Annotated in this window: 11 protein-coding genes; 3 read left to right on the forward strand and 8 right to left on the reverse strand. The window is 59.2% G+C overall.

Annotation, left to right across the window (positions count from 1 at the left end):
* Positions 1-383 precede the first annotated feature (383 nt).
* Positions 384-5,324: an alpha-2-macroglobulin family protein gene (locus ACYASS_RS09810; protein ID WP_463585988.1), complete on the forward strand. Its 4,941-nt coding sequence runs from the start codon at positions 384-386 to the stop codon at positions 5,322-5,324.
* Between the two features lie 98 nt (positions 5,325-5,422).
* Here ACYASS_RS09810 and ACYASS_RS09815 read toward each other — a convergent pair whose 3' ends face one another.
* Positions 5,423-5,716: a hypothetical protein gene (locus ACYASS_RS09815; RefSeq protein ID WP_463585989.1), complete on the reverse strand. Its 294-nt coding sequence runs from the start codon at positions 5,714-5,716 to the stop codon at positions 5,423-5,425.
* A 170-nt stretch (positions 5,717-5,886) separates the two neighbouring features.
* On the opposite strand from ACYASS_RS09815, the gene pbpC reads away from it, so the two are divergent.
* Entirely contained in the window at positions 5,887-8,274 is a 2,388-nt protein-coding gene (pbpC, locus tag ACYASS_RS09820; RefSeq protein ID WP_463585990.1) for a peptidoglycan glycosyltransferase PbpC, read from the forward strand.
* A 7-nt stretch (positions 8,275-8,281) separates the two neighbouring features.
* On the opposite strand, the gene ACYASS_RS09825 is transcribed toward pbpC, so the two are convergent.
* The 7 genes from ACYASS_RS09825 to ACYASS_RS09855 all read right to left on the reverse strand — a co-directional run bounded on the left by ACYASS_RS09825 (position 8,282) and on the right by ACYASS_RS09855 (position 14,478).
* Positions 8,282-9,052 (reverse strand): response regulator transcription factor, encoded by a 771-nt coding sequence (locus ACYASS_RS09825; RefSeq protein ID WP_463585991.1) that lies wholly within the window; start codon positions 9,050-9,052, stop codon positions 8,282-8,284.
* Positions 9,053-9,596: 544 nt separating this feature from the next.
* The gene (locus ACYASS_RS09830; RefSeq protein WP_463585992.1) at positions 9,597-10,154 is read right to left on the reverse strand and encodes a DUF4136 domain-containing protein; all 558 of its coding nucleotides are present in this window, start codon (positions 10,152-10,154) and stop codon (positions 9,597-9,599) included.
* An 18-nt stretch (positions 10,155-10,172) separates the two neighbouring features.
* Positions 10,173-10,799, reverse strand: coding sequence for a DUF4136 domain-containing protein (locus ACYASS_RS09835; protein WP_463585993.1), 627 nt, complete (start codon positions 10,797-10,799; stop codon positions 10,173-10,175).
* Positions 10,800-10,887: 88 nt separating this feature from the next.
* On the reverse strand, positions 10,888-11,637 hold the full coding sequence (locus tag ACYASS_RS09840) for a methyltransferase (RefSeq protein WP_463585994.1): 750 nt from the start codon (positions 11,635-11,637) through the stop codon (positions 10,888-10,890).
* A complete protein-coding gene (locus tag ACYASS_RS09845) occupies positions 11,634-11,939 on the reverse strand; it encodes a nucleotide pyrophosphohydrolase (protein ID WP_463585995.1) in 306 nt (101 codons plus the stop codon). The genes ACYASS_RS09840 and ACYASS_RS09845 overlap by 4 nt, the downstream gene beginning before the upstream one ends.
* A 102-nt stretch (positions 11,940-12,041) precedes the next feature.
* Complete coding sequence (locus ACYASS_RS09850; RefSeq protein ID WP_463585996.1) at positions 12,042-13,340, reverse strand: TIGR03862 family flavoprotein; 1,299 nt, start codon at positions 13,338-13,340, stop codon at positions 12,042-12,044.
* Positions 13,341-13,560: 220 nt separating this feature from the next.
* Positions 13,561-14,478 carry a histone deacetylase family protein gene (locus ACYASS_RS09855; RefSeq protein ID WP_463585997.1) on the reverse strand — a complete coding sequence of 306 codons (918 nt, stop codon included), beginning with the start codon at positions 14,476-14,478 and terminating at the stop codon, positions 13,561-13,563.
* A 123-nt stretch (positions 14,479-14,601) separates the two neighbouring features.
* Between ACYASS_RS09855 and ACYASS_RS09860 the strand changes: the two genes are divergently transcribed.
* Positions 14,602-15,171 carry a GNAT family N-acetyltransferase gene (locus ACYASS_RS09860; RefSeq protein ID WP_463585998.1) on the forward strand — a complete coding sequence of 190 codons (570 nt, stop codon included), beginning with the start codon at positions 14,602-14,604 and terminating at the stop codon, positions 15,169-15,171.
* The last annotated feature ends 72 nt before the right edge of the window (positions 15,172-15,243 follow it).

Genomic DNA, 15,243 nt, shown 5'->3' on the forward strand with positions numbered 1-15,243 from the left:
TATTGTAGAGTGAACTGAACCCCAAAAGTTGGGCGCTTGGTCCTGATGTTGAACGACACTGCCCTTACCGGTAGGAGCGAACTTGTTCGCGAAGCGTCAGGCCTGAATCACCGAGTAACCCCTCTCGCCAACAAGTTGCCTCCTACCTGACACCGCGCCAACCGGTAGGCGCGAACTTGCTTGCGAGCCACCAACCCTTCTCATGGCAAGCACCGCTCCCAGATTGAAACCTGTGACCGCCCCTACGATTGCTGTCCACTTTTCCTACGCAGCCCCCTGAGAACAAAGTCTCAAAGCGGGTGTCTATTTTCGCGGCCTGACATTCCCGGTCATGTGCCTGCTATATAGTGACCTTCTCTCAATCTGCCGCCGATGAGTGCCCCATGTTTAACAAAGGATTGTTTCTGGCCTGCGCGCTTGCGCTGCTGAGTGCTTGTGATTCTTCCACCCCGGATAAACCCGCGCCCGCCACACCGCCTGTGGCAGTGGAGTCGAACAAGCCCAAGCCTGTGGTGGACCTTCCTGCGTTGAGCAAGCGGTACGAGGGTCGCGACCTGACCATCGTGGATGTCACGGAGATTCAACTGGACGGTGCGAGCACCTTGTCGGTGAGTTTTTCCGTCCCTCTGGACCCTGAGCAGAAATTCGCAGAAAAACTGCATCTGGTCGACAGCAAGAGCGGCAAAGTGGACGGTGCATGGGAGCTGTCCGATAACCTCATGGAACTCCGTCTGCGTCATCTGGAGCCCAGGCGCAAACTGGTCCTCACGGTTGATGCGGGACTGGTCGGCGTCAACAAGGCCACGCTGGCTGCCGAGTTCATCAGCCGTCTGGAAACCTCCGACCTGCAACCTACCGTGGGTTTCGCCAGCCGTGGCAGCTTGCTGCCGACGCGTCTGGCTGAAGGTTTGCCGGTTATTGCGCTGAACGTCGACAAGGTCAATGTCGAGTTCTTCCGGGTTAGACCCGACGCGTTGCCAGCTTTTCTCGGCAACTGGCGCGGTGCATCGAGCATCGAGTATTACGAATCCAAAGAGTTGCTGGATAAAGCCGATCTGGTTTACGAAGGCCGCTTCGACCTGAATCCGGCGCGTAACACCCGGGAAACCCTGTTATTGCCGATTGCCGGGATCAAAGCGCTGCAAGGCCCAGGGGTATACCTCGCGGTGATGCGCGCTTCCGGGACTTACAACTATTCCATCCCCGCCACGCTGTTTACCTTGAGCGACATCGGTCTGTCGGTGCATCGCTATGCCAATCGCCTGGATGCTTTCACTCAGGCGCTTGAGGGTGGCAAAGCCCTGAGCGGCGTAGAGCTGGAGCTTTACGACAGCAATGGCAAAGTAGTAGGGCAAGGCAAAACCGACTCGGCAGGCCATGCCGAGTTGCCTTTACCGGCCAAGGCTGCGGTGCTTCTGGCGCACAAGGATGAGCAGACCAGCATGCTGCGTCTGGACAGCTCGGCGCTTGATCTGGCCGAGTTCGACATCACCGGGCCACGGGCGCACCCGTTGCAGTTCTTCATTTTTGGGCCGCGGGATTTGTATCGTCCGGGGGAGACCGTACTGCTCAATGGGTTGCTGCGCGATAACGATGGCAAGCAGGTGAAGCCGCAACCGATCACGGTCGAAGTGCGTCGCCCGGACGAGCAAATCAGCCGTAAATTTGTCTGGGAAGCAGACGCCTCAGGCCTGTATCAGTATCAACTGCAGTTGGCGGAAGAGGCGCCAACCGGGCGTTGGCAACTGGTGTTTGATCTGGGAGATGGTAAGCCCCAGCTCTACGAGTTTCAGGTTGAGGACTTCCTGCCAGAGCGGTTGGCGCTGGAAATCAAAGGCAGCGATACACCCATTGCAACCACCGATAACGCGGTGTTCGATGTTACCGGTCGTTATTTGTACGGTGCTCCGGCATCAGGCAATAACCTGATCGGCCTGCTTTATGTCAGGCCGCTACGCGAGGCAGTGCCTGGTTTACCTGGCTATCAGTTTGGCTCGATCACCGAGCGTGAGCTCAAGCAGGATCTGGAGATCGAAGCCGGCACGCTGGACGCACAGGGCAAGCTGAGTCTGGAGGTGGAGAGCAAATGGGCGAACGCCAGGTCGCCAGTGCAGTTGATCCTCCAGGCCAGCCTGCAAGAGTCCGGTGGACGTCCTATCACCCGGCGTCTGGTGCAGCCGGTATGGCCTGCCGAGCAAATACCGGGGTTGCGTCCGTTGTTCGGCAGCAGCCCGGGCAGCAACGATGAATACGATGAAACCGACGGCATGCCTCAGACCGATGGCGACGGCCCGGTTGAGTTCGAAGTGCTGGTGGCTGACTACGCGGGTAACAAGCTGGCGGCCGATAACGTCAAAGTACGACTGGTTCGCGAGCGTCGTGACTATTACTGGAACTACTCGGACAACGAGGGCTGGAGTTATCACTTCAACGAGAAATTCCTCAACCTGAGCGAAGAAACCATCAGCATCAAACAAGGCTCGACCGCCAAGGTCAGCTTTCCGGTGGAGTCGGGGCCGTATCGGGTTGAGGTCGAAGATACTCACACAGGTTTGATCAGCAGCCTGCGTTTCTGGGCGGGGTATCGCTGGCAGGACAACGCTGAGGGCGGCGCAGTACGGCCCGATCAGGTCAAACTGGCGCTGGATAAAGCTGGCTATAACGACGGCGACACTGCCAGGGTTACGGTCACGCCACCCGCCGCAGGCAAGGGTTACTTGCTGGTCGAGTCCAGTGACGGGCCGTTGTGGTGGCAGGAAATCGACGTGCCTGCAGAGGGCAAAACGTATGACGTGCCGCTGGATAAAAAATGGGTACGTCACGATCTGTACGTGAGTGCGCTGGTGGTTCGTCCCGGTGAGCGCAAGGCTAACGTCACCCCCAAACGCGCCGTCGGCGTGCTGCATCTGCCGCTGGATCGTTCGCCACGCAAGCTGGCGCTTACCGTGACCGCACCGGAAAAAATGCGTCCCAAGCAGCCGCTGACACTCAAAGTCGCTGCAAAAAATGCCGATGGCAGCGTGCCCAAAGAGGTGCATGTGCTGGTGTCGGCGGTGGACGTGGGCATCCTCAATATCACTCGTTATGCCACGCCGGACCCGTTCGCCAGCCTGTTTGGTCGCAAAGAGTACGGCGCGGATCAACTGGATGTGTATGGCCAGCTGATCGAAGCCGGTCGCAATCGTCTGGCAAGTATGGCCTTCGGTGGTGACGCCCTGGCCAAGGGCGGTAAACGCCCCGACACGTCGGTGACAATTGTGGCCCTGCAAAGCGCGCCGGTGACGCTGAACGAACAGGGTGAAGGGGAAGTCAGCGTCGATATTCCAGACTTCAACGGCGAGCTGCGCATCATGGCTCAGGCCTGGACCGATGAGCGCTACGGCATGGCCGAAGCGAAGACCGTGGTGGCGGCGCCGATCATTGCCGAGCTGTCGGCACCGCGTTTCCTTGCCGGTGGCGATCAGACCAGCGTTGCACTGGATATCTCGAACCTGTCCGGCCAAGCGCAGAAACTAACCGTGCAGGCCACCGCCGAGGGCCAGTTGAGCCTTGCCAATGGTGAACTCAGCCAGAGCGTGCAACTGGCTCAGGGCCAACGTACAACGCTGCGTATTCCGGTAAGTGCCGAGGGTGGTTTGGGCCAGGGCAAGTTGAAAGTCGTGGTGAACGGCTTGGTGCTGCCGGACGAGAGTCTGCCGCCGTTCTCCCGCGAATGGACCATCGGCGTGCGCCCGGTTTACCCGGCGATGCTCAAGCATTACCGCACAACGCTTGACGAGCAGCCGTGGAGCCTGCCAGAAGGCGCGCTCGATGCGTTCGAACCTGCCGGTCGCGAAGCCATGCTGTCGGTGTCGAGCCGACCACCGCTGAATCTGGGTGAGCAGATTCGTGCCCTGGAAGCCTACCCCTATGGATGCCTGGAGCAGACGGCCAGCGGGCTTTATCCGTCGCTTTACGCGGATGCTGCAACGCTCAAACGTCTGGGTATCAAGGGCGAAACCGATGCGCTGCGTAAGCGCAAGGTCGAGTTGGGTATCGAGCGGCTGCTGGGCATGCAGCGCCATAACGGCAGCTTTGCCCTGTGGAACGCTGACGGTGAGGAAGAATACTGGCTGACGGCCTACGTCACCGACTTCTTGCTGCGTGCACGCGATCAGGGCTTTGCGGTCCCACCTGATGCGTTGAAAAAAGCCAGTGAACGTCTGCTGCGTTATTTGCAGGAGCGTAATCAGATCGAGGTCAGTTACAGCCAGAACGCCGAGCACACCCGTTTTGCCGTACAGGCCTACGCCGGTCTGGTGTTGGCCCGTAGCCAACAGGCGCCACTGGGCGCGTTGCGTAGCCTGTTTGATCGGCGCACCGACGCCCGTTCCGGTCTGCCGCTGGTGCAGCTGTCGGTCGCGCTGGAAAAGATGGGTGACAAACCTCGCGCGGACCAAGCCATGCTGGCGGGGCTGGCGGCGGGCCGTAAAGGCAACGAGTGGCTGGCTGACTACGGCAGCCCGTTACGTGATCAGGCGTTGATCCTGTCGCTGCTGGAAGAAAATAATCTGGCGGCTGACAAGCGCGATCAACGCCTGTTTGCCCTGGCCGATGAAGTGGCTGCGAGCCGCTATCTGTCCACACAGGAGCGCAACGCATTGTTCCTTGCGGGCCGCGATCTACTGGGCAAGCCGGAAGGCAAATGGGCGGCGACGCTCAGCGCCGGTACCCAGAGCCGCGAGCTAAGTAACGAGCAACCGGGCCTCAAACTCGACGGTCCGTTGCTTACTGCTCCCATGTCAGTGCAAAACCGTGGCGGCGATACGTTGTATCAACAACTGACGCTGTCGGGTTATCCGACTCGTGCACCGGTAGCAGGCGGGGAGAATCTTAGTATTCGTCGTGAATACCTGGGGCTAGACGGTGAGGCCGCCAACCTTGATTCGCTGAAAAGCGGCCAGCTGTTGCTGGTGCACATCGAGGTCAAAGCTCAACAGCGAGTGCCCGATGCACTGGTTGTAGATTTGCTCCCGGCCGGTCTGGAGCTGGAAAACCAGAATCTGGCGCAAAGCGCAGCCAGCCTGGAAGACGCCAGCGAGTCAGTGAAGGAGTGGCGTCAGTCGATGGAGAACGCGGGTATCAAGCATCAGGAGTATCGAGGTGATCGCTACGTGGCTGCGCTGGATCTGAATGGCTATAACACGGTGCACTTGTTGTACCTGGCTCGCGCCGTGACGCCGGGTGTCTACCGGGTACCGCCGCCGCAAGTGGAGTCGATGTATCGGCCGAACTGGCAGGCTCTGGGTGAAGCGGCTGCGCAGATGGTGGTGAAGGGTAAGTAACGACGCAACTCCCTGTAGGAGCTGCCGAAGGCTGCGAAAGCGACTTATCTGACACACCGCTATCGCAGCCTTCGGCAGCTCCTACAAGGGGCGGCGCATCAATGAATAATCCAGCTCAGCAACCACAAGCCAAGCACCAGCCAGATGATGCCCATGATGATCGAGGCGCGCATGAAGGCGCGAATTGCCGAGTACAGGAACATCAAACCGACGATCAGCGCCAGAATGCTGATCAACGAGGTGTCCATGCCCAGCGTGCGGGACAGACCGTCGACAAAATTCCCACCCGCGTTGGCGAAGATATTGAAGAACCACTCCAGTCCATCGACGATAAAGCGAATTACCGCGCCGAGCGCCTGGCCCAGCCATTCGAAAAAGCTTTCTACCTGCATATGTGTGTCCTGATGAGGGCCATGATTAAAGGCGACTGTTCGCTTTGGCTATTGATTGGTGCGGCGAGTTCCCCGAAGTGTAAAGGCGTTTTGCCTGGTCGTCCCAAGTTGCGGCTGAATGTGCGCTGTAACTGTGGGAGCGAATTCATTCGCGAATCGGTTTTCCTTCCATGAAGATGTTGAAGCTGCCAACGCCTTCGCGAATAAATTCGCTCCCACGGGGCGCGGCGGTACGCAAACTTTGCGCCTGGTTCATTGCCGGGCTGGCGTTGCTCATCGCGCTGCTCTTGCTCGCCGACCGTATCTGGCCGCTGCCATTACCCAGGGACGATCTGGCGCGCGTCGTGCTGGCCGAAGACGGTACGCCGTTGTGGCGCTTTGCTGATGCCGAAGGCGTCTGGCGTTATCCAGTGTCGATCAATCAGGTATCGCCGTATTACACCGAAGCGTTGCTGACTTATGAGGATCGCTGGTTCTACAGCCACCCCGGAGTCAATCCGCTGTCTTTGGTCAGAGCCACATGGCAGAACCTCAAGGGCGCACGGGTGGTGTCCGGGGGCAGCACGCTGTCGATGCAGGTGGCGCGGCTGCTCGACCCGCATGCGCGAACCTTGCCCGGTAAAGTGCGGCAGCTGTGGCGCACGATGCAGTTGGAGTGGCATCTGTCCAAGGACGAAATTCTCACCCTCTATCTCAATCGCGCGCCGTTTGGCGGCACCTTGCAGGGTGTCGCTGCGGCCAGTTGGGCGTATCTGGGTAAATCGCCCCGACAACTGACCCGCTCCGAAGCGGCGATGCTCGCCGTGCTGCCGCAGGCGCCGAGTCGCTTGCGGCCGGATCGTCATCCGCAACGGGCGCAGGAGGCGCGAGACAAGGTGCTCAAGCGTCTCGCGCAATTTCAGGTCTGGCCGGAGAATGCGGTGGCCGAGGCGCTGGAGGAACCGCTGCTGCTGGCCCCGCGTCAGGAGCCAAGCCTGGCCCCGTTACTGGCGCGGCGCCTGAATCGTCCTGACAGCCCGCCTTTGATTCGCACCACGCTGGATGCCGGTCTGCAGCGCCGCCTGGAAGATTTGCTGTTGGGTTGGCGTGCCCGATTACCGGAGCGTACCTCGGCGGCGATTCTCGTGGTCGAGGCGCAGAACATGGCTGTGCGCGCCTACGTTGGCTCGGTGGATATCAACGACACCAGGCGTTTTGGTCATGTGGACATGATCAGCGCTCTGCGTTCGCCAGGTTCTACCCTCAAGCCTTTTCTGTACGGGCTTTCGATGGATGCCGGGCTGATCCATTCCGAATCCCTGATGCAGGACGTGCCACGCCACTATGGCAACTATCGCCCCGGTAATTTTGCCACCGGTTTCAGTGGCGCGGTGGCGGCCAGTTCGGCGCTGTCGATGTCGCTGAACCTGCCTGCAGTACAGCTGCTGGAAGTCTATGGGCCGAAGCGTTTTGCGGCAGAGTTGCGCAACGGGGGTGTGCCATTGACCTTGCCGCCACTGGCCGAGCCGAATCTGGCGATGATCCTCGGCGGCGTTGGCAGCCGTCTGGAAGATCTGGTTGGCGGTTACAGCGCTTTCGCCCGCGGTGGCCGCAGCGCTGATATTCGTCTGCAACCCGACGCTCCATTGCGTGATCGTCCCATGATGTCGCCCGGCGCAGCGTGGATTATCCGCAAGATCCTCAGTGGTCAGGCACGTCCGGATCTGGACCCGCATGCTGAACTTGTACAGCGTCCGCAACTGGCTTGGAAAACCGGGACGAGTTACGGTTTTCGTGACGCCTGGGCCGTGGGTGTGGGTCCACGCTTTGTGGTCGGCGTGTGGATCGGCCGCCCTGACGGCACGCCGGTGCCGGGGCAGTTTGGCCTCGCATCCGCCGCACCATTGATGTTGCAGGTTCACGATGTACTGGCGAATCGCGACAGTCAGCGAGGGATCTCCGCCCCGATTCAGCCGGTGCCTTCAAGCGTGGGAGTGGCGGCGATTTGCTGGCCGCTCGGCCAGCCCATGAGCAAGAGTGACCCCAACTGCCGCAGACAACGGTTTGCGTGGACACTCGACGGCACCACGCCACCGACCTTGCAGGCGGTCGACCAGCCTCTCGGGTTGGGCCAGCAGGAAAAAATCTGGGTCAATGGGCAGGGTTTGCGGGTTGCTGCCGGGTGCCCAGGAGCGCAGGCGCGAGACCTGATTCTGTGGCCTGCCGCACTGGAACCGTGGCTGGCCCGTGCGGAGCGCCGTGAAGCGCGTTTGCCAAAGATTGACCCGGCGTGCCCGCCGCAAGGGTTGAATCTTGCGCCGCCGCTAACAATTGTCGGCGTGCGTGATGGTGATCATCTGCGCTTGCCAGCGGGCAGCAGCCGACAAGCTTTGCGGCTCAACCTGTCAGCTTTGGGTGGCAGCGGTCGTCGCTGGTGGTTCATCGACGGTATGCCGATGGCTGACACTGCAAATCAGGACAGCTTCAGCCCAACCCTGACACGGCTCGGCCGTTATGAGTTGAGCGTGCTGGATGAAAGTGGCCAGACGGCAAGAGTGGTATTTGATGCCGTCGATTGAGCTGAATTTAGTGAGCCGCATCCCGCACGCGATTTGCTCCGCTCGGTGACATCGCCAGCGCCAGTTGGGTGCGGTTGTGCATATGGGTCAGGCGCAGCACTTGCGAGACGTAGAGCTTGACGGTGTTTTCGGTAATACCTAGCTTGCAGCCGATCTGATAGTTGGTATGACCTTTGGCGACCAGTCGGGCTACGTCCTGCTGACGAGGGGAGAGTGGGGCAAAAAGCACTGACAGATCCAGCTCTTCCTCGGCGCCTTCCTCCGCGCTGGGAGCGGTATGAGTCGGACGTACCCGGTCCAGGTCTTCGTACAGATCATCGATGGAGGCGGCCAGAAAGCGCAGCTTTTCATTGAGTTCGCTCAGTTGGCGGAAGCTTTTCTGCCGCTCATGAAGCACTGCCTCTTGCCGTTGCACGCCTTCCAGCAGTTCGTTCAGGTTCACGGGTTTCTGAAAGTAGTCGGCCACGCCCGCTCGCAAGGCTTTGATTACTTCCTGCTTGTCGTCATTGGACGTCAGCACAATAGTCTCGAAAACGCGCTTTTTACCGGCGACCAGTTTCAGCGCATCGACCAGTTCCACACCGTCGGATTTAGGCATGTGCAGATCACACAAAACGATGCCAACCGCAGGGTCGTTGCGAAACTGTTCCAGTGCTTCTTTGCTTGAGCAACTGCCAGAGCACTCGTAACCACTATTCTGTAAAAACTCGCTCAGCTCGTTCACAACCGAAGGCTGAGGGTCGACGACAAGTACCTTGACTGAAGAATTCGTGTTCACGCGCCACTCCCTGTCTGCGAAATACAAAGCGTTGTCAGCGTAGAACTCACGCTTTATCGATACGATTATTTTCGTATAGGTCACGTTTTCCCAGAGACCTCTTACTACCGTAGTCAGACTTTCGCGTTATGTACATAGTGTTAAGGGTGTTTACGACTAGTGGGTATTTTCTTTTTTGATCAAGGTCAGCAAGTGTGGGGTTTTCTTGACGTCGACTATGAGCGTCAATACGTTGGCTTCTCTCAAAAAACGCCATAACTATCTGAATCACAAGGGCCTTGTGAGCCGGATTCATCCGGGAAGAGGCCAGTGAATTCCCCCTCGTTTTATCGCCAGTAGTACCGCTTTCCCTGATGAGTCCGGATCCTCAGGTACGCGGTTGCCGCGGTATAACGTCAGGTCGGAAAGTACGTTTTTTTTGACGCTTTATCAGTTTGGAGGGGGGGTGTGATTTAACGTGTTGAAGTAACGGGTACTTATTCTTGATGAATTTTTATTTAAAAAGGGCCGGCATCTCCAAGCCCTCTGCAACTAAAACGAGGGCTCAACGTGGCGGATACTGCTCGAGGATTTTCGCGACCGTTTGACGGATTGCCGTTTCGCGGGCATTAGGGGCATTGTCTTGGCCGAGGATGCGTTCGGTGCTGCCGCGCCAGACAAGTTTGCCGTCCTTGCCGTCGAACAGGTCGATCTGCAGGGTCGTCACTTTGTAGTCGACGCTACGAGTTTCGGTCATTGGCGCGTTCCAGTAGCCGTAGCCGCCCCAAGGTCCCCAGCCACCACCGTAATTGGTACTGACCAGTTGCTGACGATTTTCCATGATTAACCAGGCTTGTACTTTCAGGTCTGAATGTGCGCCCGACGCGGCCATGCGCAAACCGCGCTGGTCGAGTTGTTCGCCAACCGACTGGCGAATACGCTGATCGGTGAGGTCGCTCTTGATCCGTGGATCATCCGGTTGATACTGCACACCAGGCTCTTTCCAGCTCCAGCTTCGGTACCCGCCGAAGTCACGACTGGCGTCGAAATCACGATTGATCTGGTTGGTTTGGCAGGCACTGAGCATCACTAACAGGGACAGTAGAGCGAGACGGCGAAACATGGCAGTTCTCCGAGGATGTCAGGAAGGAGGATACGCGCTCAATGCTTTTTGCACAGCCTGACGCAGGGCTTTGGACCGATCTGATTGATCGCTGCCGTTGCGTGTCTCGGCGCTTGCGCTCCACACCGGCTGGCCGTTACGGGCGTCAAACAGGCTGATGCTGACGACCACCACCTGTTCCTGATAAGTCCGCACGATGGGGACGCTGGCATAACCGCCGTAGCGGTTGCCGTACGGACCATGGCCATAACCGATTCCGCTGCCGCCGTAGTAAGGATCGTAGTAGTCATCACGGACCTGGCGGGTACGGATTTCCATGCGGGTCTGCGCGCTGACCTGGAGGTCCGCTGGCTGTGTGCTTTGGGCCGGGCGCAAACCGCGTTGGTCCAGGCCATTGCTGACGGCTTCGGCGATTTGCGCTGAATCAGCCCAGGCCGAACCGGGTGGCAGTTGATTGTTGCGCCAGGTCCAACTGCGATAGCGACCGTAATCCCGCGGTGGCGCAGGATACGCGCTCATGTCCACAGCATTGGCCGCGTGTGCGGGGGCCGGCGGCAGCGGCGTTGAGTCGGCACGGTACGGATTATCGCTCTGGCAGGCAGCCAGACCGACGCAGAACGTAATCAGAACGAGGCGGTGTTTCATCATGGCCTCCGCAAAGTGGCCTTCGAAGACAGGAAACAACGATCAGCAGCGCCAGATTGCCTGTGATCAGTCTGGCTGTTGCGGGTGCTCAAAGTGGGCGACAAATCCAGTGCAGGTAACGACCAAGTCCTGCATAGGCGGGATGTCGACGGTGAGCCAGTTCCATTTCCAGCAGGTCCACCAATTCAGCCCGTGCCTGAAACTCCACCGGCATGTAGTCATGAAACACTCTGACACCGCTCTGGGTTTCGACACGCCACATGCCTTCAAGTTGCGCCGCCAGTTCACGCGGATCGAGTGGCTGCTGTGGCGTCAGACTTTGCTTCTCGCCAGCCATGTCGTTCTTGCGCATTTTCTTGAAGTGACCCTTGAGCAGGTTGCGGTAAATCAGCGCGTCGCGGTTGTAAAACGCCAGGGACAGCCACCCCTCGGCTTTGGTCAGTTTGTGCAGTACCGGCAGGATCGTGTGGGGTTCGGCCAGCCATTCCAGTACGGCGTGGCACAGCACCAGGTCGTAAGGTTCATGCAATTGGTCCGACAGTTCCTGCCAGGGCGCCTGAATAAACGTGGCGGTCTGGCCGGCGTCGGCAAAACGTTGCCGGGCCCCTTCAAGCATCGGCGCCGCCGGTTCTGCAAGGGTCACGTCATGACCGCGCTCTGCCAGCCACAACGACATGTGGCCCAGCCCGGCACCAATGTCCAGCACCCGCAGTGGACGGGTGGGCAATGCTTCGGTCAGATCGGCCTGAAGTGCCGCGAGACGGATGGCGCCCTTGGCACCGCCGTAGATTTTTTCGGCGAAGCGCGTCGCCAGTTGATCGAAGTGGCGATCACTCATTTGGCGAACCTGCGTTCACTGTCGGCCAGTTTGCTGCGGACCACCGTGTCCATGTCGATCCCAAGTTCGCTGCACAACAGCAGCAGATAAAGAATGATATCGCCGACTTCCTGTCCCGCATGTGCGAGTTTCTCAGGCGCGAGCTGGCGGGACTGGTCTTCGGTCAGCCACTGGAAGATTTCTACCAGTTCCGACATTTCAACACTGGCAGCCATGGTCAGGTTTTTCGGGCTGTGAAACTGCTTCCAGTCATTTTGATCGCGGATGCGGTGCAGGCGCTGAGTGAGTTCTTCTAGGTTCATGGGGTGTCCTGAATCATCGTGTTGTGTCCGTCGCCGTGCGGTCGTGCATCTGGCCGGGAACCTGTGGGAGCTGGGCTTGCCCGCGATAGCGCTTCACGCGGTTCACTTTAGATCGAGTCCAGCCCTATCGCGGGCAAGCCCAGCTCCCACAGGGGAATTGTGTTGAGTCTCCTTCAACCACTCCAGAGCCCCCAACCCCGCAGCCCGGCCGCTGGCGAAGCAGGCTGTGAGCAGGTAGCCGCCGGTTGGCGCTTCCCAGTCGAGCATTTCGCCAGCGCAGAATACGCCCGGTAATTGCTTGAGCATCAGGCGCTCGTCCATGGCTTCGAAGGCTACACCGCCTGCGGTACTGATGGCTTCGTCCAGCGGGCGAGCTTTGATGAGCTGCAGGGGTAGGGCTTTCAAGGCCATGCTCAGTTGGGCGGGGTCGTCAAAGGCTTCACGCGGGGCCAGCTCTCGCAACAAGGCGGCTTTCACCCCATCGATACCCAACTGGCTGTGTAAGTGCTTGGACATGGAGCGTGAGCCGCGAGGTTTTTCGAGCGCTTTTTGTAGGGCAGAAGGTGTTTTGCCGGGGAGCAGATCAATCAGGATGGTTGAGGCACCGTGCTGATTGATCTCTTCGCGAATCTGCGCCGATAGGGCATAAATCAGGCTGCCTTCCACACCTTTGTCGGTGATCACGCATTCACCCAGACGAGGCGTCTGGCCACGCATGCCGATGCCAATATTCTTCAGCGGCGCGCCCGCGAACTTGCTGCGCAGCAGCTCACTCCAGCCAGTGACTTCAAAACCGCAGTTGGCGGCTTGCAGCGTCTTGAGGTCAACGCCACGCTCGGCCAGCAGCGGCCACCAGGCGCCATCCGAGCCCAGCCGCGCCCAGCTTGCACCGCCCAGGGCGAGCAATACGGCGTCGGGGCTCAGTGAGGTTTCACCTTCCGGATGTGCGATACGCAACTGACCCGCAGCGTCCCAGCCGAGCCAGCGATGCCGCGTATGGATGGTGACGCCGCTATCACGCAAGCGCTTGAGCCAGGCGCGCAGTAGCGGCGCTGCTTTCATGTCCGTGGGGAAGACCCGTCCTGAACTGCCGACAAAGGTTTCGATACCGAGGTTGTGAATCCATTCGCACAGGTCATCAGCGCCAAAACTGCGCAGCAGCGGGGCGATATCGCCAGACCGTTCGGCGTAGCGGGACAGGAAGGCCGGGTAGGGCTCGGAATGGGTAATGTTCATGCCACCGACGCCGGCCAACAGGAACTTGCGCCCCACTGAAGGCATGCCGTCATACAGGTCGACTTTGATGCCTGCCTGACTCAACACTTCGGCCGCCATCAAACCAGTAGGGCCGCCGCCGATGATGGCGACAGAAGAGGTATTTGGCGCTTTGGTGTCAGTCATGGCGAGGTGCGTGTCTTTACGGTTTGGTCGCGCATTCTACCTGCACCGTGCCCCGGTCGCTCCTACCAAACAACATGCGATCCTTTGAATTGAAGCGCATACCTGTAGGCGTGAGCTTGCTCGCGATAGCAATCTTCCAATCGAAAATACTTCGCCTGATTAAACGCTATCGCGAGCAAGCTCACTCCTACAGGTCCTGCGTGGTGTCATGAGACAGAGTTCACAACCCCTCCGACACCCAGACTCGCTGCGCGCTGTGATGCAAAATCCCGTGCCGCCGTGCCAGGGCCTGGCGGTCTTTGCTGTAGCCGCCGCCGATTACGCCCATGACCGGGATGTTGCGCCCGATACAGTGACGCAGCACCGCTTCATCTCGGGCAGCCACTCCGGCGTCGGTCAGCTTCAGGTAACCCAGCGCATCGTCCTGATGCACGTCCACCCCCGCATCGTAGAGCACCAGGTCCGGCTGATAGAGCGGCAACAGATAGTTGAGGAGGTCATCGACCACTTTCAGGTACTCGTCATCGCCCATGCCCATCGGCAACGGGATGTCCCAGTCGCTCTGCGCTTTACGCGCCGGAAAGTTCTTTTCGCAATGCAGCGAGACGGTAATCGCGTCATCGGCATCGGCCAGAATCCGCGCGGTACCGTCGCCCTGATGCACATCGCAATCGAAGATCAGTACTTTGTCCACTCGACCGCTTTGCAGTAGGTACTGACTGATCACCGCAAGATCGTTGAAAATGCAGAACCCGGCGGGGTAATCGTAATGGGCATGATGAGTGCCGCCCGCCAGATGACACGCCAGACCGTGCTGTAACGCCTGCTCAGCCGTCAGCAGTGACCCGCCCACAGCGCGTACCGTACGTCGAGCCAGATCCTCGCTCCAGGGCAGGCCCAGGCGTCGCTGATCTTCACGGGACAAGTCGCCTTCCATATAACGGCGTATATAAGAAGGGTCATGAGCCAGTGCAAGAATGTCGTTCGGACAGATTTGCGGACGCAGCAAAGCGTCGTCGCCGGTCAGCCCGCTGTCGATCAGGTGATCGTGCAGCAAACGGAACTTGTCCATGGGGAAACGATGGTCAGCCGGGAAGTCCGGGCTGTAATCCTCGTGATAGATGAGCGGCAGGGACATTTTGCGTCCGGTCAGGGGTCGAAGCCGGATAGTGCCAGCATTGCCCCTGAAGGCCCAGCTTTGTGGCTCAACGCAAGGCTACACTGGCCGACACAATGACTGAGCGGTTAATGGAGAGAACCGATGGAGCCGATACTCAAACTCGAGAGTGCGCGATTGTTGATGCGCCAATGGCGAGACGACGATTTAGCCGCATTTGCCGAAATGTGCGCGGATCCCCACGTCATGCGCTATTTCCCGGAGCCTTTGAGTCGTCTGGAAAGCGCCGCACTGATCGGTCGCGTGCGCGGGCACTTCGCCGAACTGGGCTTCGGGTTGTGGGCGCTGGAGCGCAAGGACACCGGCCAGTTCATTGGTTTCACCGGGCTGGGCGTGGTGAATTTTGACGCGCATTTTACCCCGGCGATTGAAATTGGCTGGCGTCTGGCCCGTGAGCACTGGGGGTTTGGTTATGCCAGCGAAGCGGCCTGGACGGCTCTGGGGTGCGGCTTTGAGCGCCTTGGAGTGGATCAGATCGTTTCGTTCACCGCGCAGAGTAACGAGCCATCGCAAAAAGTCATGCAGGCCATCGGCATGAGCACCGACGCTGCCGACAACTTCGACCATCCGCAGTTGCCGCCCGGTCATCCTTTGCAGCCGCACGTGCTGTATCGCATAACTCGCCAACAATGGCTGGATACGCTGCAAGCTTGAGCGGGCTGATGACGTTAATTTCTGTATCATTTCGGCCTGTGTCACGCTTGAAGCGACGGCGAACGGTTTTGT

Source organism: Pseudomonas sp. HP_14, from assembly GCF_055283875.1.